The organism is Allobosea sp. TBD101 (genome assembly GCF_059817965.1).
The window spans coordinates 3,018,318-3,042,611 of sequence record NZ_CM187543.1; the positions used below are offsets into that span (position 1 = coordinate 3,018,318).

At 66.6% G+C, this 24,294-nt stretch carries 19 protein-coding genes; 13 read left to right on the forward strand and 6 right to left on the reverse strand.

Annotation, left to right across the window (positions count from 1 at the left end; translation table 11 throughout):
- Positions 1–44 precede the first annotated feature (44 nt).
- The 8 genes from AC6RIC_RS14800 to pcaG all read left to right on the forward strand — a co-directional run bounded on the left by AC6RIC_RS14800 (position 45) and on the right by pcaG (position 7,430).
- Positions 45–878: a transporter substrate-binding domain-containing protein gene (locus AC6RIC_RS14800; RefSeq protein ID WP_454656971.1), complete on the forward strand. Its 834-nt coding sequence runs from the start codon at positions 45–47 to the stop codon at positions 876–878.
- 68 nt (positions 879–946) lie between these two features.
- Positions 947–1,678 carry an amino acid ABC transporter ATP-binding protein gene (locus AC6RIC_RS14805; RefSeq protein ID WP_499736606.1) on the forward strand — a complete coding sequence of 244 codons (732 nt, stop codon included), beginning with the start codon at positions 947–949 and terminating at the stop codon, positions 1,676–1,678.
- A gap of 44 nt (positions 1,679–1,722) precedes the next feature.
- The gene (aroQ, locus tag AC6RIC_RS14810; RefSeq protein WP_499732899.1) at positions 1,723–2,172 is read left to right on the forward strand and encodes a type II 3-dehydroquinate dehydratase; all 450 of its coding nucleotides are present in this window, start codon (positions 1,723–1,725) and stop codon (positions 2,170–2,172) included.
- Between the two features lie 11 nt (positions 2,173–2,183).
- The gene (locus AC6RIC_RS14815; protein WP_499732900.1) at positions 2,184–3,248 is read left to right on the forward strand and encodes a Gfo/Idh/MocA family protein; all 1,065 of its coding nucleotides are present in this window, start codon (positions 2,184–2,186) and stop codon (positions 3,246–3,248) included.
- Positions 3,245–4,075, forward strand: coding sequence for a shikimate dehydrogenase family protein (locus tag AC6RIC_RS14820; RefSeq protein WP_499732901.1), 831 nt, complete (start codon positions 3,245–3,247; stop codon positions 4,073–4,075). The genes AC6RIC_RS14815 and AC6RIC_RS14820 overlap by 4 nt, the downstream gene beginning before the upstream one ends.
- A 14-nt stretch (positions 4,076–4,089) precedes the next feature.
- Positions 4,090–5,997, forward strand: a complete 1,908-nt coding sequence (locus AC6RIC_RS14825) for a bifunctional sugar phosphate isomerase/epimerase/4-hydroxyphenylpyruvate dioxygenase family protein (RefSeq protein ID WP_499732902.1) — start codon at positions 4,090–4,092, stop codon at positions 5,995–5,997.
- Positions 5,998–6,010: 13 nt separating this feature from the next.
- A complete protein-coding gene (pcaH, locus tag AC6RIC_RS14830) occupies positions 6,011–6,730 on the forward strand; it encodes a protocatechuate 3,4-dioxygenase subunit beta (RefSeq protein WP_499732903.1) in 720 nt (239 codons plus the stop codon).
- Positions 6,714–7,430: a protocatechuate 3,4-dioxygenase subunit alpha gene (pcaG, locus tag AC6RIC_RS14835; protein ID WP_499732904.1), complete on the forward strand. Its 717-nt coding sequence runs from the start codon at positions 6,714–6,716 to the stop codon at positions 7,428–7,430. The genes pcaH and pcaG overlap by 17 nt, the downstream gene beginning before the upstream one ends.
- A 168-nt stretch (positions 7,431–7,598) precedes the next feature.
- Here the strand turns inward: pcaG and mfd are convergent, their stop codons facing one another.
- Positions 7,599–11,147, reverse strand: a complete 3,549-nt coding sequence (gene mfd, locus AC6RIC_RS14840) for a transcription-repair coupling factor (RefSeq protein ID WP_499732905.1) — start codon at positions 11,145–11,147, stop codon at positions 7,599–7,601.
- A 180-nt stretch (positions 11,148–11,327) separates the two neighbouring features.
- A complete protein-coding gene (locus AC6RIC_RS14845) occupies positions 11,328–11,624 on the reverse strand; it encodes an FAD assembly factor SdhE (RefSeq protein WP_499732906.1) in 297 nt (98 codons plus the stop codon).
- 156 nt (positions 11,625–11,780) lie between these two features.
- On the opposite strand from AC6RIC_RS14845, the gene recG reads away from it, so the two are divergent.
- Positions 11,781–13,880 carry an ATP-dependent DNA helicase RecG gene (gene recG, locus AC6RIC_RS14850; protein ID WP_499732907.1) on the forward strand — a complete coding sequence of 700 codons (2,100 nt, stop codon included), beginning with the start codon at positions 11,781–11,783 and terminating at the stop codon, positions 13,878–13,880.
- 6 nt (positions 13,881–13,886) lie between these two features.
- Here the strand turns inward: recG and AC6RIC_RS14855 are convergent, their stop codons facing one another.
- Complete coding sequence (locus AC6RIC_RS14855; protein WP_499732908.1) at positions 13,887–14,435, reverse strand: hypothetical protein; 549 nt, start codon at positions 14,433–14,435, stop codon at positions 13,887–13,889.
- Positions 14,436–14,555: 120 nt separating this feature from the next.
- Here AC6RIC_RS14855 and AC6RIC_RS14860 point away from each other — a divergent pair, with 120 nt between their 5' ends.
- Positions 14,556–15,389, forward strand: coding sequence for an AraC family transcriptional regulator (locus AC6RIC_RS14860; protein ID WP_499732909.1), 834 nt, complete (start codon positions 14,556–14,558; stop codon positions 15,387–15,389).
- On the opposite strand, the gene AC6RIC_RS14865 is transcribed toward AC6RIC_RS14860, so the two are convergent.
- Positions 15,379–16,095, reverse strand: coding sequence for a DUF502 domain-containing protein (locus tag AC6RIC_RS14865; RefSeq protein ID WP_499732910.1), 717 nt, complete (start codon positions 16,093–16,095; stop codon positions 15,379–15,381). The two genes, AC6RIC_RS14860 and AC6RIC_RS14865, sit on opposite strands and share 11 nt — an antisense overlap.
- A 128-nt stretch (positions 16,096–16,223) precedes the next feature.
- On the opposite strand from AC6RIC_RS14865, the gene AC6RIC_RS14870 reads away from it, so the two are divergent.
- On the forward strand, positions 16,224–16,610 hold the full coding sequence (locus tag AC6RIC_RS14870; protein ID WP_454656983.1) for a YbaN family protein: 387 nt from the start codon (positions 16,224–16,226) through the stop codon (positions 16,608–16,610).
- A gap of 185 nt (positions 16,611–16,795) precedes the next feature.
- On the opposite strand, the gene glmS is transcribed toward AC6RIC_RS14870, so the two are convergent.
- Positions 16,796–18,622, reverse strand: coding sequence for a glutamine--fructose-6-phosphate transaminase (isomerizing) (glmS, locus tag AC6RIC_RS14875; protein ID WP_499732911.1), 1,827 nt, complete (start codon positions 18,620–18,622; stop codon positions 16,796–16,798).
- A 120-nt stretch (positions 18,623–18,742) separates the two neighbouring features.
- Positions 18,743–20,110, reverse strand: coding sequence for a bifunctional UDP-N-acetylglucosamine diphosphorylase/glucosamine-1-phosphate N-acetyltransferase GlmU (gene glmU / locus AC6RIC_RS14880; RefSeq protein WP_499736607.1), 1,368 nt, complete (start codon positions 20,108–20,110; stop codon positions 18,743–18,745).
- Positions 20,111–20,418: 308 nt separating this feature from the next.
- Here glmU and AC6RIC_RS14885 point away from each other — a divergent pair, with 308 nt between their 5' ends.
- Together AC6RIC_RS14885 and mdoH are read left to right on the forward strand one after the other, a co-directional pair.
- A complete protein-coding gene (locus AC6RIC_RS14885) occupies positions 20,419–21,978 on the forward strand; it encodes an OpgD/OpgG family glucan biosynthesis protein (RefSeq protein WP_499732912.1) in 1,560 nt (519 codons plus the stop codon).
- A gap of 20 nt (positions 21,979–21,998) precedes the next feature.
- Positions 21,999–24,149 carry a glucans biosynthesis glucosyltransferase MdoH gene (gene mdoH, locus AC6RIC_RS14890; RefSeq protein ID WP_499736608.1) on the forward strand — a complete coding sequence of 717 codons (2,151 nt, stop codon included), beginning with the start codon at positions 21,999–22,001 and terminating at the stop codon, positions 24,147–24,149.
- Positions 24,150–24,294 lie beyond the last annotated feature (145 nt).

Below are 24,294 nucleotides of genomic sequence, written 5' to 3' on the forward strand. Positions count from 1 at the left end.
CCGTTCACCGCCTGAACCAACCAAACACGAAGAGGGAGAGAAACATGACGAAGATGAAAACCACCCGCCGCAGCCTGCTCGTCGCCGGCGCTGCCGCGCTGGCTATGCCGGCCGTACTGAGCACCCCTGCCTTCGCCGTCACCCCGGCCGAGATCAAGGCCAAGGGCAAGATCGTCGTCGGCATCCAGGGCGATAATCCCCCGTGGGGCTTCGTCAACTCGGCCGGCAAGCAGGAGGGCCTCGACGCCGATATCGCGACGCTTTTCGCCAAGGAACTCGGCGTGCAGGTGGAGTTCGTGCCGCTCGAGGTCAATAACCGCATTCCGGCCCTGACCACCGGCCGCGTCGACGTGCTGTTCGCGACCATGGCGATGCTGCCCGAGCGCGCCAAGGCCGTGCAGTTCTCCAAGCCCTATGTCGCCAATACCATCGTGCTGATCGGCCCGAAGAAGGACAAGATCACCACCAACGAGGATATGGGCCGCTACACGATCGGCGTCGCCAAGGGCGCGGCGCAGGACACGCAGGTGACCAAGAACGCCCCGGCCAACACCACCATCCGCCGCTATGACGGCGATGCGCCCTCGATCCAGGCGCTGGTCTCCGGCCAGGTTCAGGCGCTCGGCGGCAACATCTTCTACATGCAGCGCATCGAGCAGGGCCGCCCCGGCGAGTTCGAGAACAAGCTCGAATTCCAGAACCTCTACAACGGCGCCTGCACCCGCCTCGGCGAGAAGGAGATCAACGCCGCGATCAACAGCTTCATCGACAAGATCAAGGCCAATGGCGAGCTGCAGAAGGTCTACGACAAGTGGATGAAGGTGCCGGTGCACAAGTTCCCGGAGAGCCTCGAAGGCATCACCTTCACCGCGGGCTGAGCGCGCGACGAGACGAGGTCAGGGTCATGAACCAGCCAGCCGTCCAGAACGCCGCCTCGGCGGACGCCATGATCGCCATGATGCATGTCGAGAAATGGTATGGCGAGTTCCAGGCCCTGACCGACATCAACCTGTCGGTCCGCAAAGGCGAGCGCATCGTGCTTTGCGGGCCGTCGGGCTCCGGCAAGTCGACGCTGATCCGCTGCATCAACCATCTGGAGAGCTACCAGAAGGGCGAGATCCGGGTCGGCGGCACGAGGCTCGGCGACGACGCGAAGACCATCGACGCGGTGCGCCGCGAGGTCGGCATGGTCTTCCAGCATTTCAACCTGTTCCCACACATGACCGTGCTGGAGAACTGCATGCTGGCGCCGATGCGCTCGCTCGGCGCCAGCAAGGCGGAAGCCGAGGCCACCGCCCGCCAACTGCTCGGCCGCGTGAAAATCCTCGAACAGGCCGAGAAGTATCCAGCGCAGCTTTCGGGCGGCCAGCAGCAGCGCGTCGCGATTGCCCGCGCGCTCTGCATGAAGCCGAAGGTCATGCTCTTCGACGAGCCGACGTCGGCCCTCGATCCCGAGATGGTCAAGGAGGTGCTCGACACCATGATCGCGCTCGCCGAGGAGGGCATGACCATGATCTGCGTCACTCATGAGATGGGCTTCGCCCGGCAGGTGGCGAACCGCGTCATCTTCATGGCCTCCGGCGCCATCGTCGAAGAGGCCCCGCCCGAAGCGTTCTTCCAGAATCCCCGCCATGAGCGGACCCGGCAATTCCTCGGCGAAATCCTGCGCAAGCACTGAAACACCCGTCCGGCCCCGCCGGGCACCTCAACGGAATGCGAACGATGTCACGCCTCGTCTATGTCCTGAACGGCCCGAACCTGAACCTGCTCGGCAAGCGCCAACCGCATATCTACGGGCACGAGACGCTGGCCGATGTCGAGCGCGACTGCCGCAAGCTCGCCGAGGAGCTGAAGCTGGAACTGCGCTTTCACCAGTCCAACCGCGAATACGAACTGATCGACTGGATTCACGAGGCGCGCGAGGACGGCGCCGGCATCGTCATCAACCCCGCCGCCTTCACGCATACCTCGGTCGCGCTGCTCGACGCGCTCAACACCTTCGAGGGGCCGGTGATCGAGTGCCATATCTCGCAGGTGCATAAGCGCGAGGCCTTCCGCCATCACTCCTATGTCTCCCTGCGTTCGGACGGCGTCATCGCCGGCTTCGGCACGCAAGGGTACCAGCTCGGCTTGCGGCGCATCGCCAAGCTCATCGACGACGCGGCCACGTGAGGACCAACCCGATGGCTCCGGTGAAGATCGCGGTGATGGGAGCGGGCCTGATCGGCAAGCGCCACGCCGTCCATGTCCGGGCCGAGCCCGGCGCCAGCCTCTCGGCGATCATCGATCCCGCTCCGACGGGCAAGGCCTTTGCCGAGGAGATCGGCGTCGCCTGGTATCCGGGTTTCGACGCCCTCCCCGCCCCGGAGAAGCCGGACGGCGTCATCGTCGCGACCCCTAACCAGCTTCATGTCGCCAACGGACTTGAGCTGGTTGCGGCCGGCGTCCCCATGCTGGTCGAGAAGCCGCTGGCCGACAGCGTCGACAGCGCCCGCAAGCTGGTCCATGCCGCCGAGGCGGCGGGCGTGCCGCTGCTCGTCGGCCACCACCGCCGCCACAACCCGATGATCCGGAAGGCGCGCGAGGCGATCGATGCCGGCCGGCTCGGCCGTGTCCTGACACTCAACGGCCAGTTCTGGCTGGTGAAGCCGGACGATTATTTCGACGTCGACTGGCGCCGGCAGGAGGGCGCCGGCCCGATCCTGATCAACCTGATCCACGATATCGACCTGTTCCGCTATCTCTGCGGTGAGATTACCGGCGTGCAGGCGCTGAGTTCCAACGCCGTGCGCGGCAATCCGGCCGAGGAGACGGCCGTCGCGATCCTGCGCTTCGCCAATGGCGCGCTCGGCACGGTCAGCGCCTCCGACACCGTAGTTTCGCCCTGGAGCTGGGAGCTGACCACCGGCGAGAACCCCGCCTATCCGCGTCAGGACCAGTCCTGCTACCAGATCGGCGGGACGCATGGTTCGCTGACGATCCCTGCGCTCGAACTCTGGAGCCATAGCGATAAGCGTGGCTGGTGGGAGCCTCTCAGGCGCGAACGCATTCCCTTCGTGCCCGAAGACCCGTTGCAGGCGCAGGTCCGGCATTTCTGTGCGGTGATCCGTGGCGAGGAAGCTCCGCTCGTCTCCGGCCGCGAAGGCCTGGCGACGCTCGCCGTCATCGAGGCGGTGAAGCGGGCGGCGCGCAGCGGCGCTCCGGTCGAGATCGCCCCCGAGCCGGCGTCTGCGAGGGCTGGCGCATGATCAAGGGTACGACGCGATTGATCGGCCATCTCGGCTACCCGACCGAGAGCTTCAAGGCGCCGATGATCTACAATCCCTATTTCCAGCGGGAGGGGATCGATGCCGTCGTCGTGCCGATGGGCTGCCGCGGCGAGGATTATCCCGATTTCCTCAAGCTGTTCTTCCGCCTGTCCAACGCCCATGGCGCGCTGGTGACGATGCCGCACAAGGTCACCACGACCGGCCTCGTCGACAGGCTCTCGCCGACCGCCGCGATCGCCGGCGCCTGCAATGCCGTGAAGCTCGAAGCCGATGGCCGGCTCAGTGGCGACATGTTCGACGGCGAGGGCTTCGTGCGCGGCGTCCTGCGCAAGGGCCATAAGTTAGATGGCGCCCGCGCGCTCGTCGTCGGCGCGGGTGGCGTCGGCTCGGCAATCGCCGCCTCGCTGGCGAAGGCCGGTGTGGCAGAGCTGGGCCTGTTCGACAGGCAGGCATCCGCAGCCGAAGAACTCAGCCAGCGATTGACGGCGCACTACCCTGCCCTTCGCGTCGCTACCGGCTCGAACGACCCCGATGGCTTCGACCTCGTTGTCAACGCCACGCCGCTCGGCATGAAGCCGGACGATCCGCTGCCGGTCGACATCTCCCGCCTGCCCGCTTCCGCCTTCGTCGGCGAGGTCGTGATGGCGCAGGAGATCACGCCCTTCCTGGCTGCGGCCCGCGCACACGGCTGCGCCGTGCAGGTCGGTACCGACATGCTGTTCGAGCAGATTCCCGCCTATCTGGAATTCTTCGGCCTGCCCTCGACCACGGCCGAGGATTTGCGCGCTGTCGCCAAGCTGGCCTGAGAGGAGGCACTCCCGTGATTCCATCGATCGCCACCGTCTGCGTCTCCGGCACGCTCCAGGAAAAGCTCGAGGCCATCGCCGCCGCCGGCTTCAAGGCTGTCGAGATTTTCGAGAACGATCTGATCGCCTTCCCCGGCTCGCCGACGGAAGTCCGGCACATCTGTGCCGATCTCGACCTGACCATCGTGACCTGCCAGCCCTTCCGCGATTTCGAGGGCATGCCGGAAGGGCGCCGCCAGCGCGTCTTCGACCGGGCCGAGCGCAAGTTTGATCTCTTGCAGGAATTGGGCACGGACCTGCTCTTCGTCTGCTCCAGCGTTTCGCCGGAAGCCCTGCCCGGCATCGACCGGCTCGCCGCCGATTTCGCCGAGTTGGGCGAGCGTGCGGGGCGCCGCGGCCTGCGTGTCGGCTACGAGGCGCTGGCCTGGGGGCGGCATGTCTTCGACTATCGCGACGCCTGGGAGATCGTGCGCCGCGCCAACCGGCCGGAGGTCGGGATCGTGCTGGATTCCTTCCATATCCTGGCGCGCGGGCTCGACCTCGCGGCGATCGGCACGATTCCGCGCGACAGGATCGCGATGGTGCAGATGGCCGATGCGCCGCTGCTGCAGATGGACCCGCTCTCCTGGAGCCGGCACTGGCGCTGCCTGCCGGGACAGGGCGACCTGAACCTCTCCGGCTTCATGCGCGCGCTGGCCGCGACGGGCTATGACGGCGTGCTCTCGCTGGAAATCTTCAACGATCGCTTCCGCGCCGGCTCGGCCCGTTCCGTCGCGCTCGATGGTCATCGCTCGCTGATCTGGCTGCTCGATGAGACCGCGCGACAGGTCGGCAAGTCGGTGCCCGGCGCCGTGCCGATGCCGCCGCCGGCTCCGGTCGAGGCGGTCGAATTCATCGAGTTCGCGGTGTCGGAGGCCGAGCGGCCGGGTTTCGAGCGGCTGCTGCGGGCGCTCGGTTTCGCACGCGCCGGCGCGCATCGCTCCAAGGATGTCGATCTCTGGAAACAGGGCGATATCCGCATCGTCCTGAACAGCGAGGCCGACGGCTTCGCCCATAGCTATCAGATCACGCACGGCACCTCGGTTTGCGCGCTGGCCTTGCGCGTGCCGGATGCGCAGGCCGCGATCGCGCGCGCTACCGCATTGCTCGATGTGCCGCATGCCGGCGCTGTCGGGCCGGGCGAACTCGACATTCCGGCCGTGCGCGGGCTCGGCGGCAGCCTGCTCTATTTCCTCGACCACACCTCGGCGCTCGGCCGCTGGGCGGAGGTCGATTTCGAGGCGACCGGTGAAGCCTCTGATCATGCCGGGCTGACCGGCGTCGACCATGTCTCGCAGAGCATGCAATACGAGGAGATGCTGACCTGGCTGCTGTTCTACTCCTCGCTGTTCGAGACGCGGAAGACGCCGAGCCAGGCCGTGCTCGATCCCGGCGGCGTGGTCCAGAGCCAGGTGATCGAGAGCGGCCTAGATGGCAGGAACGGCCATGGCCTCAGGCTCATCCTCAACGGCTCGCAGAGCCACCGCACACTCTCGGCCCGCTTCATCACCGATTTCTTCGGCTCCGGCGTGCAGCATATCGCTTTCGCGACCGACGACATCGCCGCGACCGTCAAGCGGCTGGTTGCCAATGGTGTCGCCATGCTACCCATCCCCGAGAACTACTATGACGACCTCGAAGCCCGCTCCGACCTGACGGGCGAGGAGATCGACGCGATGAAGGCGCTGAACATCCTCTATGACAGCGATGCCGGCGGCGCGTTCCGGCAGGCCTATACCCAGACGCTGGATGGCGGGCTGTTCTTCGAGATCGTCCAGCGCGACGGTTATGCCGGATATGGCGCCGCCAATGCCGGCATCCGGCTCACCGCGCAATCAAGGCTCGCGCGCCCGATCAGCGTCCCCGCACCGAGCCATGGCTGAGGAGAGAAGCCGCATGAGCAGCCTGATCCTTCCCTATGCGGGGCTCGATGCCGGACAGCCGGCCTCGCTCTCCCCGGATTACCGTTCGACTGTGGCGCGCGGCCCGCGGCAGGCGCCCATCGTGATCCCGCAGACACTGACCGAGGTGACCGGGCCGACCGACTGGTCGCGTCTGATGGGCCCGGCGATGGCCGACCTCACCACCCAGCACAAGGCGGAGCCGCAGGGTCAGCGCATCGTCGTGACCGGCCGCGTGCTCGACGAGGACGGAAGGCCGGTGCCGAACACCGTCGTCGAGATCTGGCAGGCGAACGCCGCCGGCCGCTATATCCACGCCAAGGACGACTGGCCGGCGCCGCTCGATCCGAATTTCACCGGCGTCGGCCGGGTGATCACCGACGAGCAGGGCCGCTATCGCTATGTCACGATCCGGCCCGGCGCCTATCCCTGGGGCAACCACAAGAACGCCTGGCGCCCGGCCCATATCCATCTCTCGCTGCTGGGCCCCGCTTTCGCGACGCGGCTGGTCACGCAGATGTATTTCCCCGACGATCCGCTGATCGAGATCGACCCGATCGCGAATGCCGTGCCGATGCCCTATCGCCAGCGCATGGTCTCGCGCTTCGACATCGGCACCACCGAGCCGAACTGGGCGCTGGGCTATGTCTTCGACATCGTGCTCAAGGGCCGCGACCAGACGCCGTTCGAGGACGACCATGACGACGATCACTGACTCTTCCGGCGGGGATCTGGAATCCCGCAACGCCGCGCCGCGGCAGGACAGCCAGGACCCGTCGATCTTCGGCCAGACGCCGTGGCAGACGGTCGGCCCCTATTTCCATTACGGCCTGCCCTGGAAGGGCGGCGCCGATCTCGTTGGTCGTTCCGAGATGGGCGCCCGCCCCGACCTGATGCCGCCGGGGCATTTCCTGCTCTCGGGCTCGAATGTCTCGGGTCAACCCGAGGGCGAGGTCATCGCGCTCGCCGGCTGCGTCTACGATGCCGACGGCAAGCCGATCGAAGACGCGATGATCGAGATCTGGCAGGCCAACGCCAAGGGTCGCTATGCCAGCCCGGACGACGACCGCGCGGATGTGGCGCTCGACCGGCATTTCGTCGGGTTCGGTCGCGCCTCGACCGACAAGGACGGCGTCTACCGTTTCCGCACGATCCGACCCGGCCGCGTGCCCGGCCCCGGCAACAGCCTTCAGGCGCCGCATATCGCGCTCTCGGTCTTCGGCCGCGGCTTGCTGAAGCGGTTGCCGACGCGGCTCTATTTCGCCGATGGCGAGGGCAACGAGACCGACCCGATCCTCGCGCTCGTGCCCGAGGCGCGCCGCCACACCCTGATCGCCCAGCACAAGCCGGACGGGACATGGTGGCTCGACATCAACCTCGCCGGCGAGAACGAGACGGTGTTCTTCGACCTTTAGAGAATGACCCAACGCGGGTCATCCCGGGCGACCGAAGGGAGAACCCGGAATCCATTCCGGAACCTCTATTCGACAGGCTCCGGCATGGATCCCGGATCGGCGCGGCTTCGCCGCTTGTCCGGGATGACCCGCGAGGGATTTCTATGACGGGAGAAGTTCGCCGCCCGCTCAGGCCGCCTTCTTCCGTTCCGCGATCCGCGCGAGATCGGTCAGCAGCCGGCGCGTCGCCTTGAGACGCTGCTCGACAGTGTCGAAATCGTCGATGAAGACGACGCGCATGTCAGGGCGGACCTTCGCCAGCGTGCCGATCTTCGCGACATAGGAAACCAGCCCTTCCGGATTCGCGAACTCATTGTTGCGGAAGGCGACAATGATGCCCTTCGGCCCGGCCTCGACCTTCTCGACATTGGCGCGCTTGCAGAGCGCCTTGATCGCGACGATCTCCAGGAGCTGGTTGACCTCCTCCGGCAGCGGGCCGAAGCGGTCGACCAATTCGGCGCCGAAGGACTGCAATTCGGCATCGTCGTCCATGGTCGAGAGCCGCTTGTAGAGCGTCAGCCTCAGCGTCAGGTCGGCAACATAGTGCTCGGGAATCATGACGGGCGCGCCAACCTGGATCGCCGGTGACCATTGCGTCTCTGTCTCGAACTCGATGCCGGCCTTGAGCGCCGCCACGGCCTCTTCCAGCATCTGCTGGTAGAGTTCGTAGCCGACCTCCTTGATATGGCCGGACTGTTCGTCGCCGAGCAGGTTGCCGGCGCCACGGATATCGAGGTCGTGGCTGGCGAGCTGGAAGCCGGCGCCCAACGTGTCGAGCGATTGCAGCACCTTGAGGCGCTTCTCGGCCTGCTCGGTCAGCTTGCGGTTGGCCGGCACGGTGAAGAGCGCATAGGCGCGGGTCTTCGAACGGCCAACGCGACCGCGCAACTGGTAGAGCTGAGCGAGGCCGAACATGTCGGCGCGGTGGACGATCAGCGTGTTGGCGGTCGGGATATCGAGGCCCGACTCGACGATCGTGGTCGAGAGCAGGATGTCGTACTGGCCCTCGTAGAAGGCCGTCATCACGTCTTCCAGCGTGCCCGCCGCCATCTGGCCATGGGCGATGCCGACCTTGCACTCAGGCACCTGCTTGTCGAGGAAGTCCTTGACGTCGGCGATGTCCTCGATGCGCGGCACGACATAGAAGGAGCGCCCACCCCGGTAGCGCTCGCGCAGCAGCGCCTCGCGTACGATCAGCGGATCGAAGGGCGTGACGAAGGTGCGCACAGCCAGGCGATCGACTGGCGGCGTCGCGATGATCGAGAGCTCGCGCACCCCGGTCATGGCGAGCTGGAGCGTGCGCGGGATCGGGGTCGCCGAGAGCGTCAGCATATGCACCTCGGCGCGCAATTCCTTCAGCTTCTCCTTATGGGCAACGCCGAAATGCTGCTCCTCATCGACGATGACGAGGCCGAGATCCTTGAAGTCGACGCCCTTGCCGAGCAGCGCATGCGTGCCAACGACGATATCCATGGTGCCGTCGCGGGCGCCCTGCTTCACCGCCTTGAGATCGGCCGAGCCGACGAAGCGCGAGGCCTGTCCGACATGAACCGGCAAGCCGGCAAAGCGATCGGCGAAGTTGCGGTAATGCTGGCGCGCGAGCAGCGTCGTCGGCACCACGACCGCGACCTGCTTGCCGTTCAGTGCCGCGGCGAAGGCGGCACGCAGCGCGACCTCGGTCTTGCCGAAGCCGACATCGCCGCAGACCAGCCTGTCCATCGGGCGCCCGGCCGCGAGATCGTCCAGCACGGCGTCGATGGTGTTCTGCTGGTCCTCGGTTTCCTCGTAGGGGAAGCGGGCGCAGAACTCGTCATAGACGCCGGCGGGCGGGATGAGGCGCGGCGCATCCTTGAGCGCGCGGGCCGCCGCGATCTGGATGAGCTTGCCGGCCATCTCGCGGATGCGCTGCTTGAGCTTGGCCTTGCGCGCCTGCCAGCCGCCGCCGCCGAGCCGGTCGAGCTGGACTTCGGTATCCTCGGAGCCGTAGCGGGACAGAAGCTCGATGTTCTCGACCGGCAGGAAGAGCTTGGAATCGCCGGCATAATGGATTTCGAGGCAGTCATGCGGCGCGCCTGCCGCCGTGATCGTCTGCAGGCCGATGAAGCGGCCGATGCCGTGATCGACATGGACGACGAGGTCGCCCGGCGCGAGCGAGGACAATTCGGCGATGAAGTCCTGCGGGCGCTTGGTCTTGCGGCGCGGACGGACGAGGCGGTCGCCAAGGATATCCTGCTCGCCGATCACCGCGAGCCGCCCGGCCTCGAAGCCGGTCTCGAAGCCCCAGACCGCGAGCGCGATCGTGCCGGGCTTGAGGTCGAAGGCGGCCCGCAGCGAGCCGGTCAGTTGCGTGCTCTTGAGGCCGTGATCGGCCAGCACATGCGCCAGCCGCTCACGCGAGCCCTCCGACCAGGCGGCGAGGATGACGCGCTTGCCGTCCGCCTCCAGCGCCTTCACATGGGCGACCGCAGCATCGAAGACGCCGCCGGCATCGGCGGTACGCTCGGCCGCGAAGCTGCGGCCCTGCTTGCCGCCGAGATCGAGAATCAGCTTGCCCTCGCTATCGGGCAACTGGAACGGCGTCAGGCTGGCGACGCCCGAGATATCCATCACCGCGCGCCAGTCGGCCGGCGAGAGATAGAGCGCGTCCGGCGGCAACGGCTTGTAGGGAATGCCGCCGCCCCCGCCCTGCTCCAGCGCCGCCTTGCGGGCGTCGTAATAGTCCTTGATCAGGCTGATGCGCTCGCCGACCGCATCTTCGGCCTGATGGTCGAGCACCAGCGGCACGTCGGGCAGATAGGTGAAGAGCGTGTCGAGCTTCTCCGCCAGCAGCGGCAGCCAATGCTCCAGGCCGGCCGGGCGGCGGCCTTCGCTGACGGCTTCATAGAGGGTGTCGTCGCGGCCGGGCGTGCCGAAAGTCGCGATATAGGACTGGCGGAAGCGGCGGATGCTCTCGCTCGTCATCTGCGCTTCGGACATCGGCACGAGATCGAGCCCGCGCAATTGCCCGGTGGTGCGCTGCGTCTCCGGATCGAAGGTGCGGATCGATTCCAGCGTGTCGCCGAAGAAGTCGAGCCGGATCGGCGCCGGCATGCCCGGCGGGAACAGGTCGACGATGCCGCCGCGCACGGCGAATTCGCCGGTCTCGCGCACGGTCGAGGTCCGTAGATATCCGTTGATGTCGAGCCAGCGCGCCAGTTGCTCGGTATCGACCACGTTGCCGGGTGCGGCCGAGAAGCTCTCCGAGGCGACCTTGCCGAAAGCAGGCACGCGCTGGAGCGCGGCGTTGACGGTGGTCAGCAGCAGGCGCGGCCGCTCGCCCGACTTGGTCTTGGCGAGGCGCGACAGCGTCGTCATCCGGTGCGCGACGATGGCAGGCGCCGGCGAGACACGGTCATAGGGTTGACAGTCCCAGGCCGGGAAGCTCATCACCTCGAGATCCGGCGCGACGAATTGCAGCGCATTCTCAAGCACCTGCAGGCGCTGGCCATCGCGGGCGATGAAGACGAGCAGCGCTGCGCCTTCCGCCTTCTTGGCGCGCGCGCGGGTCAGGTCGGCCAGCACGACGGCGTCGAAGCCATCCGGCACACCGGCCAACGTCGGCTTGTCGCCGCGGTTGAGCGCATCGAGCAGGCGGTCGAGCTGGGGCTTGGCGATCTGGCTGGGAGGAGGAATGCTCATCGGTACGCTTCAGTTTTTGACTATCGCTTGTCATTCCGGGGCGCGCCGCAGGCGCGAACCCGGAACCCACGACTGGGTGCGACTGCGGTGTTCGTTTGCAAGCGGCTCACCCGGTCGTGGGTTCCGGGTTCTTCGCTGCGCGAAGCCCCGGAATGACAACGGTGGAGGCCGGCCGAGCCCTCACACATGAATCGGCTTGTCGTGATGGTGGAAGGCCTTGAGCTTGCGGAACAGGTCCGTGTCGTAATTCGATGGCACGGGCGCCTCCCCGGTCACCCAGCTCAGCAGGTCCCGGTCCAGCACCTCGATCAGCCGCTCGAACTCGTCGAGCTCGGCATCGCTGAAGCCGGCGATGGCCTCATCGGCGAAGCGGCCCATGATCAGGTCCATCTCGCGCATGCCGCGATGCCAGGCACGGAACAGGATCTTGCGGCGGCGCGGGTCGAGATCGGCGCTGGAGCGGGTCGAGCCGGACATGAGAACCTCGGGCAAAAACCTTGGGGGATGGCGCAATGATCATAGGGCCGGCCCCGTCGCGGAGCCTGCCTGAGCAGGCTATATAGCGACGCAACCCGGCGAAGTCAGCGGCGAAGCGGCCGCGATCTTCGCGCTCCTGACAATTGCCGAGACGTCTTGCGCCCCTCGATCCTCGATCCGCTCTTCGCCCCCGTCACGACGCTCTCCGGTGTCGGGCCCAAGCTCGGCAAGGTGCTGGACAAGTTTCTCGGCGACGAGACGAGGCCGGCGCGCGTCGTCGACCTGCTATTCCAGCTCCCGACCGGCGCGGTCGACCGTAGGCCGAGCCCCTCGATCGCGGATACACCCGTCGGCGATGTCGCGACCTTCACGGCCCGCGTCAGCGAGCATCGCCCGGCGCCAGCCGGCAAGAAGGCGCCTTATCGCATCATCGTCGAGGACGAGACCGGCGACGTCACGCTCGTCTTCTTCCATGCCGATTCCCGGCATCTCGCTCAGACCCTGCCGATCGGCGCCTACCGCCTGATCTCGGGCAAGCTCGAACTCTGGGAGGGCATGCGCCAGATGGTGCATCCCGAACGCATCCTCGACCCCAAGCTCGCGGCGACCCTGCCCGCCTTCGAACCGGTCTATCCGCTGACCGAAGGCATCGGCCAGCGCATGATGATGCGGACCGTGCAGGCGGCGGCCGAGCGCTGTCCGGAGATGCCGGAATGGCAGGACCCGGCCTTCCTCGCCAGGAGCGACTTTCCAACCTTCCACGCAGCGATCGAGGCCCTGCATCACCCGGTCGACCGGAAGGCCGCCGAGGGCGATACGGTCGCGCGCCGTCGCATCGGCTATGACGAATTGCTGGCGAGCCAGATCGCGCTCGCGCTTGTCCGCCGCCAACAGAAGAAGATCGCAGGCCGTGCCACCACCGGCGACGGGGGCGTGCGTTTCCGCATCCAGTCCGCCCTGCCCTTCGAGCTGACCGAGGGCCAGCGCAAGGCGATCGCCGACATCCATTCCGACATGGCCAAGCCGGAGAAGATGCTGCGCCTGCTCCAGGGCGATGTCGGTTCCGGCAAGACCGTGGTCGCGCTGATGGCGATGGCGGCGGCCGCCGAGGCGGGACGGCAATCCGTCCTGATGGCGCCAACCGAAATCCTCGCCCGCCAGCATGCCGAGCGCTTGGCGCCGCTGGCCGAGAAGGCCGGCTTGAAGCTCGCGCTGCTGACCGGGCGCGAGAAGGGCGCCGGACGCAAGCAGGTGCTCGCCGGACTGGCGGATGGCTCGATCGATATCGCCGTCGGTACCCATGCGCTGTTCCAGGAGGGCGTCGCCTTCCGTGATCTGGCGCTCGCCGTGGTCGACGAGCAGCACCGCTTCGGCGTGCACCAGCGCCTGCTGCTCGGCTCCAAGGGCGAGGCGGTGGACGTGCTGGTGATGACCGCGACGCCGATCCCCCGGACGCTCTCGCTGACCTGGTTCGGCGACATGGATATCTCGATCCTCTCCGAGAAGCCGGCGGGCCGGAAGCCGATCGTCACCCGCGCCGTCTCCTCCGAGCGTTATGACGAGGTCGTCGGGGCCATCGGCCGTGCGGTCGAGAGCGGTGCGCAGGCCTATTGGGTCTGCCCCCTCGTGCAGGAATCCGACACGCTCGACGTCGCCGCCGCGCAGGAGCGCTACGAGGCACTACGCGAAATCTTCGGCGACAAGGTCGGCTTGCTGCACGGCCAGATGCCCGGCCGTGACAAGGACGCCGCCATGGCCGCCTTCGTCGCCGGCGAAACCCGCATCCTCGTCTCGACCACGGTGATCGAGGTCGGTGTCGACGTGCCCAATGCCAGCGTCATGGTGATCGAGCATGCCGAGCGCTTCGGCCTCGCCCAGCTTCATCAGCTGCGTGGGCGCATCGGGCGTGGGCAAGCCGCCTCGACCTGCCTGCTGCTCTACAAGGGGCCGCTCGGCCCGGTCGCCGAGGCGCGGCTCACCATCATGCGGGAGACCGAGGACGGTTTCCGCATCGCCGAGGAAGACCTGCGGCTGCGCGGCGAGGGCGAAGTGCTCGGCACGAAGCAGTCCGGCTCGCCGGACTGGCGCATCGCCCGGCCGGAGATCGATGGCGACCTGCTGGCGGCGGCGCGCGACGATGCACGATTACTGATCGAGCGCGATCCGCATCTGGAGACGCCGCGCGGTCAGGCGATCCGCGTGCTGCTCTATCTGTTCGAGCGTGACGTCGCGATCCGGCTGCTGCGGGCAGGCTAAAGTACTTCAATCTCGCAGGGAGATGAACACCAACTCGTTCAACCTCCTCTGGAACAAGAAAACAACGAACACCTGCACTAGGGAAGCAAGAAGATAAACTGCGATCAGCACACCCAAGCTGATGTCCCCGGAAATCAAAGCTGAATATGGCCCGGTTGCAAATTTGCCGACACAAACGGCGATGAAGAACAATCGAATGAGATCGTCGCCCAGCACGAAAGGAGAACCTGTCTGACTCACCCTAATTACCCAGTACGTCGTCATCCAGATCAGGCCGATAGGCAGAGCCAAAACGCAGGAAATTCTTGGGAAAAGCCCCACCGTGCAAAGGGCAGCCTGTGACGCATCGTCGGCTCTCGACAGCAAGTCCGTAAGCGCACCCCTGTCCGGCCACATGCCGATCAGATACGCACAGCTTCCAGCGCTCCATGGCATTTGGGTAGCTAACTGCCAAAGCCCGGCTGTCAGCACCGCAGCAACCTCGACCAGCCCGACGAGCAGCAAGGCGGTGATGTTCGAGGCGTTGAGCCAAGCTTCGTAAGATTGCCTCGTCATCCCGAAAGCCTATGTCGTCGGTAGAAAAAATCTGTGAACCGTGATGCTGGATTTGCAGCAATCCTGATCAAGCGCGGCGGTCTTGCCTGCGCCATGGTGCCGCCACTTCGTGGAGAGAACATGGACCCGGTCAAGGCAGCCATCTGGTGCATCGAGAGCCGTTTCACCGCTGAACTCACGCTCGACGAGATCGCCGAGGTCAGCGGCGTCTCGCGCTTCCATCTCAGCCGGGCCTTCGGCGCGGCGACCGGTCGTTCGGTGATGCGCTATGTGCGCGAGCGCCGACTGTCGGAGGCGGCGCGCCAGCTCGCCGATGGTGCGCCCGACATCCTCTCGGTCGCGCTCGACTGGGGCTATGGCTCCCACGAAGCCTTCACCCGCGCCTTTCGCGAGCAGTTCGGCCTCACGCCGGAAGAATTGCGCGCCCGGCGCGACCTCTCATCGCTCGCCCTCGTGGAGTCGCTGAACATGCATGACATCACCCCCGCCCCCATCGCCGAGCCGCGCATCGTCACCGGCAAGCCCCTGCTGATCGCCGGGTTCAGCGGCCATTTCTCGATGGACAAGACGCAAGGTATCCCGCTGCTCTGGCAGAAGATCGCTCAGTATTTCGGCCATATCCCCGGCCAGCGCGGCCATGTCGCCTATGGCGCGAGCTATAATTGCGACGATAGCGGCGCCTTCGACTATATCGCCGGGGCCGAGGTCTCTTCCTTCGGGGATCTCACCGACGAGTTCGCGCGGCTGAGCGTGCCGGAGCAGCTCTGCGCGGTGTTCGAGCATAAGGGCCACATCACCGGCATCGCCCAGACCTACAAGGCGATCTGGCAGGACTGGTTCCCGAAATCCGGACGCGAGCCCGCGATGGGCGTCACGCTGGAGCGCATGGATGAGCGCTTCGACGGCACGACCGGCAACGGCACCGTCGAGATCTGGGTGCCGCTCAAGCGCTGACCGGCGGCTTCGTTTCGAGCTTCGGCTTGCCGTTCTGTTCGCCGGGCCGGATCAGCCCGGCCGACATGATCAGCTTGGCGCCGTCCTCGACCGAGATCGAGAGTTCGACGACCTCGCGCCGCGGCAGGTAGAAGAAGAAGCCGGTGGTCGGGTTCGGCGTGCAGGGCAGGAAGACGCCGATCTGCTCGTCTCCATCCGGCAGGCGCCCGGCGATCTCGGGCGCCGCGTCCTGCGCGATGAAGACGATCGACCACATGCCCGGCTGCGGGAACTGCACCATGCCGACCTTGCGGAACGAGGTGCCCGACTGCGAGAAGATCGTCTCGAAGACCTGCTTCACGCCCTTGTAGAGGCTGCGCACCACCGGCATGCGGTCGAGGATCGCTTCGCCGGCATTCAGGAGCGAGCGCCCGACGAGATTGGCGGTGAGGAAGCCGAGCAATGTCAGCCCGACCAGCGCGATCACGAGCCCGAATCCCGGAATCGGATAGGGCAGATAGGCATCGGGCAGGTAGGAATTCGGGATGAGGGGCTTCACCAGCCCGTCGATGAAATTGATGAACCACCAGGTCACCGAGGCCGTGATGGCGAGCGGTGCGGCGATGACGAGCCCGGTCAGGAAATAGCGGCGCAGCCGCGCACCCCAGGTCGGGCGCAGGATTTCCGTCGTCAGGATCAGGCGCGGGTCGGGCGGGCCGGCTGTCATTCGTTTCCTCACCCCACCGGTGCGACCTCGCTCCCGCTTGCGGACGCGACATTGCGCCGTGATATGACACGATAAGCGAGGGAGCGTTATCGGCCAGCCCCGCATTTAGGACAAGCAAGGATGAGGCCGTGACCGAGCCCGATCAGCCGCGACGCCGATGGTCGCGGCCGCTGCTGTTTACTGTGGGCTGGGTGTGCACGGCGCTCGGGGTCATCGGGCTCATCCTGCCGCTGATGCCCGGCACGATCTTCCTGATCGCCGCGGCCTGGTGCTTCTCGCAATCCTCGCCGCGATTCGAGGTCTGGCTGATCGGCCATCCGAAACTCGGGCCGCATGTCCTGCGCTGGCGCCAGACCGGCGCCATCGCCCGGCGCGCGAAATATCTCGCCTGCGGCTCGATGGCGCTGAGCCTTATCCTGCTGACGCAAACGAGTGCGCCACCGATCGCTGTCGCGACGGCGGCGCTGTGTCTGGTTGGTGCGGGCCTCTACGTGGCGAGCCGGCCCGAGGCCTGAGCCAAGCAAGTCGCTCTCAAGACCACCACCGCGTCATCCCGGGCGTAGCGAAGCGAAGACCCGGGACCCATGCCGGAACGCTTCCGATGGAGGCTCAGGCATGGATCCCGGATCAGCGCGGCTTCGCCGCTTGTCCGGGATGACCCGCGTGTTTTCGGACTAAGGAGTGTTGTTGAGGCCTCGCCTCACTCCACCGTGACGGATTTCGCCAGGTTGCGCGGCTGGTCGACGTCCTTGCCCATGAAAACCGCCGTCTGATAGGCGATCATCTGGATCGGCAGGGCGTAGACGACCGGCGCGAAGGTCGGGTCCATATCCGGCATGATGATCGTCGCCTCCGGCTCGATGCCGCATTCGGCGGCGCCCTTCGCGTCGGTGACGAGGATGATCCGGCCGCCGCGCGCCGCGACCTCCTGCATGTTGGAGGCGGTCTTCTCGAACAGCGCGTCATGAGGCGCGACGACGATGACCGGCATGTCCTGGTCGATCAGCGCGATCGGGCCGTGCTTCAGCTCGCCCGCCGGATAACCTTCGGCGTGGATGTAGCTGATTTCCTTGAGCTTCAACGCGCCTTCCAGCGCCAGCGGGAAGCTGGTGCCACGGCCGAGATAGAGCACGTCCTTGGCGCGCGAGAGCTTCTGCGCGAGCTGCTCGATCTGCGGCTCGAGCTGCAGCGCGCGGGCCATCAACCCCGGCAGCGCGATCAGATTCTGTACATGACGGGCCTCGTCCTCGGCTGAGAGCGTGCCGCGGGCGCGGGCTGCGGCAAGCGCGAGCGAGGCGAAAACCGCGAGCTGGCAGACGAAGGCCTTGGTCGAGGCGACGCCGATCTCCGGGCCGGCAAGGGTCGGCGCGACGGCATCGCTCTCGCGCGCGATCGTCGAGGTCGGCACGTTGACGACCGAAAGGATGACCTGCCCGTTCTGGCGGGCATAGCGCAGCCCGGCCAGAGTGTCGGCGGTTTCGCCGGACTGCGAGACGAAGAGCGCCAGGCCGTGGTCCGGCAGCGGCGCCTCGCGATAGCGGAACTCTGAGGCGACATCGATCTCGACCGGCAGGCGCGCCAGCTTCTCGAACCAGTATTTCGCGATAAGGCCGGCATAATAGGAGGTGCCGCAGGCGCTGATCGTCAGGCGCGACAGGCCCTTCCAGTCGATCTGGTCGCCGAAGGGCAGACGTACCTTGCCATTGGCCATGTCGAGATACTGCGTCAGCGTGTGGCCGACGACCTCGGGCTGCTCGTAGATCTCCTTGGCCATGAAGTGGCGATGATTGCCCTTCTCGACCAGGAAGGCGCCGGCGGCGACGCGCTGGGAGCGGCGCTTCACCTGCTTGTTGGTCTTGTCGTAGAAAGTCGCGCCACGGCGGTGGAGCACGACCCAATCACCCTCATCGAGATAGGCGATGAGGTTGGTGAAGGGCGCGAGCGCCAGTGCGTCCGAGCCGAGATACATCTCGCCGTCGCCGATGCCGACCGCCAGCGGCGAGCCCTTGCGGGCACCGATCAGCAGGTCTTCCTCTCCCTGGAACAGGAAGGCTAGCGCGAAGGCGCCGTGCAGGAGCGGGAGGCTCGCTGCGACCGCATCTGCCGGGGACTTGCCGCGATCGAGCTCGCGGGTGACGAGATGGGCGACGATCTCGCTGTCTGTCTCCGTCTCGAAGACGTAGCCGTCGGCCTGAAGCTCGGTGCGCAGCTCGCGGAAATTCTCGATGATGCCGTTATGGACGACCGCGAGCTTCGGCGTCGCATGCGGATGGGCATTGGTCTCGTTGGGCTTGCCATGGGTCGCCCAGCGGGTGTGGCCGATGCCGACCAAGCCTTCGAGCGGCTCGTTCGAGAGGCGGATCTCGAGATTCTTGAGCTTGCCCTCGGCACGGCGGCGGGTGAGCTGGCCAGCTTCCAGTGTCGCGACACCGGCGGAATCGTAGCCGCGATATTCAAGCCGCCGCAGGGCCTCGACGACCTGCGTCGCCACTGCTTCCTTGCCCAGAATCCCGACGATGCCGCACATGGACGAACCCCTCAAGCCATTGCTGTCGGCAAAGCGCATAGCCGCGATCGGCGCGCCTGCCCAATCAATCTACATGACGAACTGTGAACAGCGGATGGCCCGATCCGCTCCAATTTCAGACTATTCGGCCGCTTTCTTGACTGCTTTCCTGGCAGCAGCGGCGACGCGGAAGGCGGTCGCCCAGCCTTCCTTCTCGACCTGGCGGCCGCGGCCGATGGCGAGCGCGTCGGGCGCAACGTCGCTGGTGATGACCGAGCCGGACCCGACATAGGCGCCCTCGCCGATCGTCACCGGGGCCACCAGCGAGGAGTTCGAGCCGACGAAGGCATTGGCGCCGATCGTCGTCTTCGCCTTGTTGAAGCCGTCATAATTGCAGGTGACTGTGCCGGCGCCGATATTCGCAGCCGCGCCGATCGAGGCATCGCCGATATAGGTGAGGTGGCTGACCTTGGCGCCCGGGCCGATATCGGCCTCCTTCACCTCGACGAAATTGCCGACCTTGGCCTTCTCGGCGAGCCTCGCGCCCGGCCGCAGGCGGCCATAGGGGCCGACGCTGGCCTCCGCCCCGACCGTGGCGCCCTCGAGATGCGAGAAGGCGTGGATCACCGCGCCGTCATCGACACGCACGCCTGGCCCGAACACGACATTCGGCTCGATCACGACATCGCGGCCGATCTGCGTGTCATAGCTGAAGAAGACCGTCTCCGGCGCGATCAGCGTCGCGCCGCCGAGCATCACGGCGAGGCGCTTGCGACGTTGGAAATCCGCTTCCACGGCGGCGAGCTGGACGCGGTCGTTGACGCCCTGGACCTCGCTTTCGGGCGCCCGCAGCGCGATGGCGTCGAGCCCGCGCTTGCGCGCGACCTCGACCGCATCGGTGAGATAGAATTCGCCCTGGGCGTTGTGGCTGCCGATCGCTTCCAGGATCGAGAGGGCGTGCTCGCCGGAGAGCGCCATCAGCCCGGCATTGCAGAGCGTGATGGCGCGCTGCTCCGGGGTGGCATCCTTGTGTTCGACGATCGCCTCGAGATGACCGTCCTTCTCGACAAAGCGGCCATAGCCCGTCGGGTCCTTGGCTTCGAAGCCGAGCGCGACGACGGCAGCGCCCTCTCTCAAGCCGCGGCGAAGGGCCGCAAAGGTCTCGGGACGCACGAGCGGCGTGTCGCCAAAGGCGATGATGACGTCGTCATGGCCGGCCGCTATGGCGGCCTTCGCGGCGAGCGCGGCATGGGCGGTGCCCAGGCGCTCGTGCTGGATCGCGATCTGCGCATGCGGAATCTGCTTGCGCGCCGCTTCACCGACTTCGGGGCGTTCCGAGGAAATCACGACGGCGACGGCATCTGCGCCAGCCTTCGAAACCGCCGCCAGCGCATGGCCGAGCAGCGAACGGCCAGCGACCGCGTGGAGCACCTTCGGTCCCCGCGACTTCATGCGGGTGCCCTCCCCGGCGGCCAGGACGATCGCGAGGCAGGATCGGGCCGGCTGCATTTCGGTCATGTTTCTCGTTTCCCTTGCAGGCATGGTTGGATCATCGCCCGCGCATCAGAGTCGAATTTACGCATGCTTGCGTTGCAGGTGCCGTGGATAGCCGATCCGTGAACCTTTTGCCAAAGTTCAATCGCAGCGAAAGACGCCTTTTCCGGACGGCCCTCATGCCGGGTTGACCCCGGCTCGATTTCAATAGATCGCACCATTCGAAAGGCGTGCATCTTCCCGATCGGAAAGGCTTTTCAGGCGAACTGGAAATGCTCTAGAAGCGCGAGGGGCGAGGGCGTCGCCCGCGTAGTTTGGATCCCATGTCGAAACCCTTGAATCGTAGGCAGTTTCTGGAAGGCGCCGCTGGCGGCGCAGCGCTGCTCTCGCTGGCCGGCCCGGCCGCGGCACAGGCCCCGACGGGCGCGGCTTCCTTCAACATTCCCTCTCTCGTCGACGGGCAGCGTTTCGACCCGGCGCTCGTGGTCGATGCCGCCAGGGCGCTGGCCCAGCGCCCGCTGATCCCGCTGGCCATCAACGACCTTCCGGAAGGCTACGCCGCCCTGCCCGCCGATCAGTATGCGGGCATCCGGATGCAACCGGGCGGCACGGTCTGGGCCGGCGAGAATCGCGGCTTCACGGTCGAGCCGCTGCATCGCGGCTTCGTCTTCTCCAATCCGGTGAGCCTGTTCACGATCGAGGACGGCACGGTGCGCCGCATCGGCTTCGACCGCAGCAAGTTCGACTACGGACGGGTCGCGCCACCGCCGACCAATGCCGACCTGCAATTCTCGGGCATGCGAATCGCTGCCGGGCTGGAGCGGCCCTTCGAGGTCGCCGTCTTCCAGGGCGGCACCTTCTTCCGCGCCCTGGCGCGCGGCCAGAACTTCGGCGCGATGGCGCGCGCCCTGATCTTGCGGCCCGGCGAGACACGCGGCGAGGAACTGCCCTTCTTCCGGGCGTTCTGGATCGAGCGGCCGAGCCCTGCCGTGGGTTCGCTGGTCATCCACGGCCTGCTCGATTCGGAGAGCGTCGCCGGCGCCGTGCGGATGACGCTGCGCCCCGGAGACGTCACCTTCGTCGATGTCGAGATGACGCTGTTCGCGCGCCAGGCGCTGGAGCATGTCGGCTTCGGCTGCACGAGCGCGACCTTCCTCTCCGGTCCGCAAAGCCGGCGCGTCTTCGACGACATCCGCTCCTCGATCGGCGAGGTGTCCGGCGTGCAGATGCAGTCGGGCGGTGGCGAATGGATCTACCGGCCGGTCAACAATCCTGCCACCCTGCAAGTCTCCTCCTTCGTCGATGAGAACCCGAGGGGTTTCGGCCTCGTCCAGCGCGAGCGCGATCCCGCCGCCTTCCAGGATGACGACCAGCGCTTCGAGCTCAGGCCCAGCGTCTGGAACGAGCCGCTTGGGGATTGGAGTGCGGGCTCGGTTCAGTTGATCGAGATACCCAGCGATTCCGAGGTCAACAAGAACATCATCACCTATTGGCGGCCGAAGCAGCCGCTGGCGGCCGGCAGCGAGACCTCTCTGAGCTACCGCCAGGCCTGGTGCTGGCAGCCGCCCGAGCGTCCGCCATTGGCGCTCGCCACCCGCTCGCGGCAGGGCAAGGGTTCGCAGGGGCGCCGTCGGCGCTTCATCGTCGAGTTCACCGGCGACCGGCTCGCCGACGCCGCCCTCGTCGCCTCGACGCGGGCGACGATCACGGCCCAGCCCGGCGCGGTCCACAATGTCCGCCTGTGGCCTTATCCGGAGCGCAAGCTGATGCGGGTCGGCTTCGAGGTCGATCCCGGCAACGACAATCTGTCCGAGCTCCGGCTCGTCCTGCAATCGGGCGGTCAGCCCGTCTCTGAGACTTGGTTGAATCGATGGACCTGGTAACGGCAGCCCGCCGCGACGCCATGGAAACGGAACAGCGCAGCTACAGCGTGGCCCGCGAGCCGGCGACGCCGCCGGAAGAGCCGCTGATCATGCCGGTGCAGTCGTTCCGCAGCTGGAACGCTTCGGACCGCCGCGCGCCGGCCGATCCGCGCAACTGGAAGACACCCTGGCTGAAGCGCCTCTTCGTCTTCGGCGGCGGGCTCGCGCTCACCGCCTATGGCGCCTGGGAAATGTACAATGTCGTGTCGGTCAGCCGCACGACCTCGCTGCAGTACGCCTTGCTCGTGCTGTTCACGATCAACTTCTCCTGGATCGCGCTCGCCTTCACCAGCGCGCTGCTGGGCTTCTTCGGCGTCCTGTTCGGCGCCGGCCGGGCGGATCGCGCGGAGACGCTGAAGCACCGCACCGTCGTGGTGATGCCGATCTACAACGAATCCTCGGCGCGCATCTTCGCGGCCGTGGCGGCGATCCGTGAATCGGTCGAGGCAACCGGGCTCGGCGATCATTTCGACTATTTCATCGTCTCCGACACCACCAACCCGGATGTCTGGGTGGCTGAGGAGCGCGCCTTCCTGGCGCTGCGTGAGCGGCTCGGGCCGAACAGCCGTGTCTACTATCGCCACCGGCCGAAGAACCATCATCGCAAGGCCGGCAATATCGCCGATTTCGTGACGCGCTGGGGCGGGCTCTACGAGCATATGGTCGTGCTCGACGCGGACAGCCTGATGACCGGCACCTGCATCGTGCGGCTTGCCGCCGCGATGGAGAACGATCCCGATGCCGGCATCATCCAGTCGCTGCCGCTGATCATCAACCGCAACACCTTCTTCGCCCGCCTCCAGCAATTCGCGGCGCGGGTCTACGGACCGGTCATCGCGACCGGGCTCGCCATGTGGTCCGGTCGCGACGGCAACTACTGGGGCCATAACGCGATCATCAGGACGCGGGCCTTCGCCGACCATTGCGGCCTGCCGGACCTGAAGGGCAAGCCGCCCTTCGGCGGCCATGTGCTCAGCCACGACTTCGTCGAGGCGGCCTTGATCCGCCGCGCCGGCTGGTCGGTCTACATGCTGCCGGACCTGACGGGCTCCTACGAGGAAAGCCCGCCCTCGCTGATCGACATCTCCGTGCGTGACCGGCGCTGGTGCCAGGGCAACCTCCAGCATTCGCGGATCATGGGCGCCAAGGGCTTCGTCATGCCGACGCGCCAGCATTTCGCCACCGGCATCATGGGCTATCTCGCCTCGCCGCTCTGGCTGATGCAGCTCGTGGTCGGCATCCTGATCGTGCTGCAGGTCAACTACGCGCGGCCTGAATACTTCACGCAGGAGTTCACGCTCTTCCCGGTCTGGCCGCGCTTCGACCCCGAGCGCGCCTTGCGCCTGTTCGCGATCACCATGGCGATCCTCTTGGCGCCGAAGCTGTTCGGCCTCCTGCTGACGCTGTTCAACACCAAGCTCAGGCAGGCCGGCGGCGGCTCGATCCGCCTGATCGTCTCGGCGCTGATCGAGGTTCTGTTCTCGGCCTTCTTCGCGCCGATCATGATGCTGATCCAGTCCGGCTCGGTCTTCCAGATCCTGCTCGGCCGCGACACCGGCTGGAACCCGCAGCGGCGCGACGACGGCTCGATCCCGCTGAAGGACATCATTCGCCGGCACCGGACCCATACCGTGCTCGGCATCGTGACCGGCCTGTCGGCCTTCATGATCGCGACCTCGCTTTTCGCCTGGATGTCCCCGACGATCGTCGGCCTCGTGCTGGCGATCCCGCTCTCCTGGGCCTCGGGGCAGCTCGCGATCGGGCTCTGGCTCAAGCGCCACAAGCTCCTGATGACGCCGGAGGAAGGCGCCCCGCCCGCGATCGCGACGCGTGCCAACGAGTTGCAGGCCGAGTTCGAGAAGGCTGGCTACGACGAGGCCGACGGCATCAAGGCGCTCCACGCCGATGCCGATCTGCGTCACGCGCACGAGCTGATGCTGCCCTACGGCCAGTCGCGGCGGCGCGGCGAGATCGAGCCCGACCGCGCCGTGGCGCAGGCCAAGCTCGTCGATGCCGAGACGGTCGACGACGCCGCGATCTGGCTGAAGCCGAAGGAGCGCATGGTCGTGCTGCATGACCGCGCCCTGATCGGGCTGCTCGCCTCGCTGCCGCCGGTCGAGGCGAAGGGCTGAGAACGGGTCGTTCCGGCCTGGAATCACGCCTGTCATTCCGGGGCTTCGCGCAGCGAAGAACCCGGAACCCACGACGGGGTGAGCCGGCTGCAATCGGGTCCTGGATGTCCTGCCCAGTCGTGGGTTCCGGGTTCGCGCCCACGGC

Coding starts and splice junctions, on each gene's coding strand:
- AC6RIC_RS14800 (WP_454656971.1), top strand. CDS start 45: ATGACGAAGATGAAAACCACCCGCCGCAGCCTGCTCGTCGCCGGCGCT.
- AC6RIC_RS14805 (WP_499736606.1), top strand. CDS start 947: ATGATCGCCATGATGCATGTCGAGAAATGGTATGGCGAGTTCCAGGCC.
- aroQ (WP_499732899.1), top strand. CDS start 1,723: ATGTCACGCCTCGTCTATGTCCTGAACGGCCCGAACCTGAACCTGCTC.
- AC6RIC_RS14815 (WP_499732900.1), top strand. CDS start 2,184: ATGGCTCCGGTGAAGATCGCGGTGATGGGAGCGGGCCTGATCGGCAAG.
- AC6RIC_RS14820 (WP_499732901.1), top strand. CDS start 3,245: ATGATCAAGGGTACGACGCGATTGATCGGCCATCTCGGCTACCCGACC.
- pcaH (WP_499732903.1), top strand. CDS start 6,011: ATGAGCAGCCTGATCCTTCCCTATGCGGGGCTCGATGCCGGACAGCCG.
- pcaG (WP_499732904.1), top strand. CDS start 6,714: ATGACGACGATCACTGACTCTTCCGGCGGGGATCTGGAATCCCGCAAC.
- mfd (WP_499732905.1), bottom strand. CDS start 11,147: ATGAGCATTCCTCCTCCCAGCCAGATCGCCAAGCCCCAGCTCGACCGC.
- AC6RIC_RS14845 (WP_499732906.1), bottom strand. CDS start 11,624: ATGTCCGGCTCGACCCGCTCCAGCGCCGATCTCGACCCGCGCCGCCGC.
- AC6RIC_RS14855 (WP_499732908.1), bottom strand. CDS start 14,435: ATGACGAGGCAATCTTACGAAGCTTGGCTCAACGCCTCGAACATCACC.
- AC6RIC_RS14860 (WP_499732909.1), top strand. CDS start 14,556: ATGGACCCGGTCAAGGCAGCCATCTGGTGCATCGAGAGCCGTTTCACC.
- AC6RIC_RS14865 (WP_499732910.1), bottom strand. CDS start 16,095: ATGACAGCCGGCCCGCCCGACCCGCGCCTGATCCTGACGACGGAAATC.
- glmS (WP_499732911.1), bottom strand. CDS start 18,622: ATGTGCGGCATCGTCGGGATTCTGGGCAAGGAAGCAGTGGCGACGCAG.
- glmU (WP_499736607.1), bottom strand. CDS start 20,110: ATGCAGCCGGCCCGATCCTGCCTCGCGATCGTCCTGGCCGCCGGGGAG.
- AC6RIC_RS14885 (WP_499732912.1), top strand. CDS start 20,419: ATGTCGAAACCCTTGAATCGTAGGCAGTTTCTGGAAGGCGCCGCTGGC.
- mdoH (WP_499736608.1), top strand. CDS start 21,999: ATGGAAACGGAACAGCGCAGCTACAGCGTGGCCCGCGAGCCGGCGACG.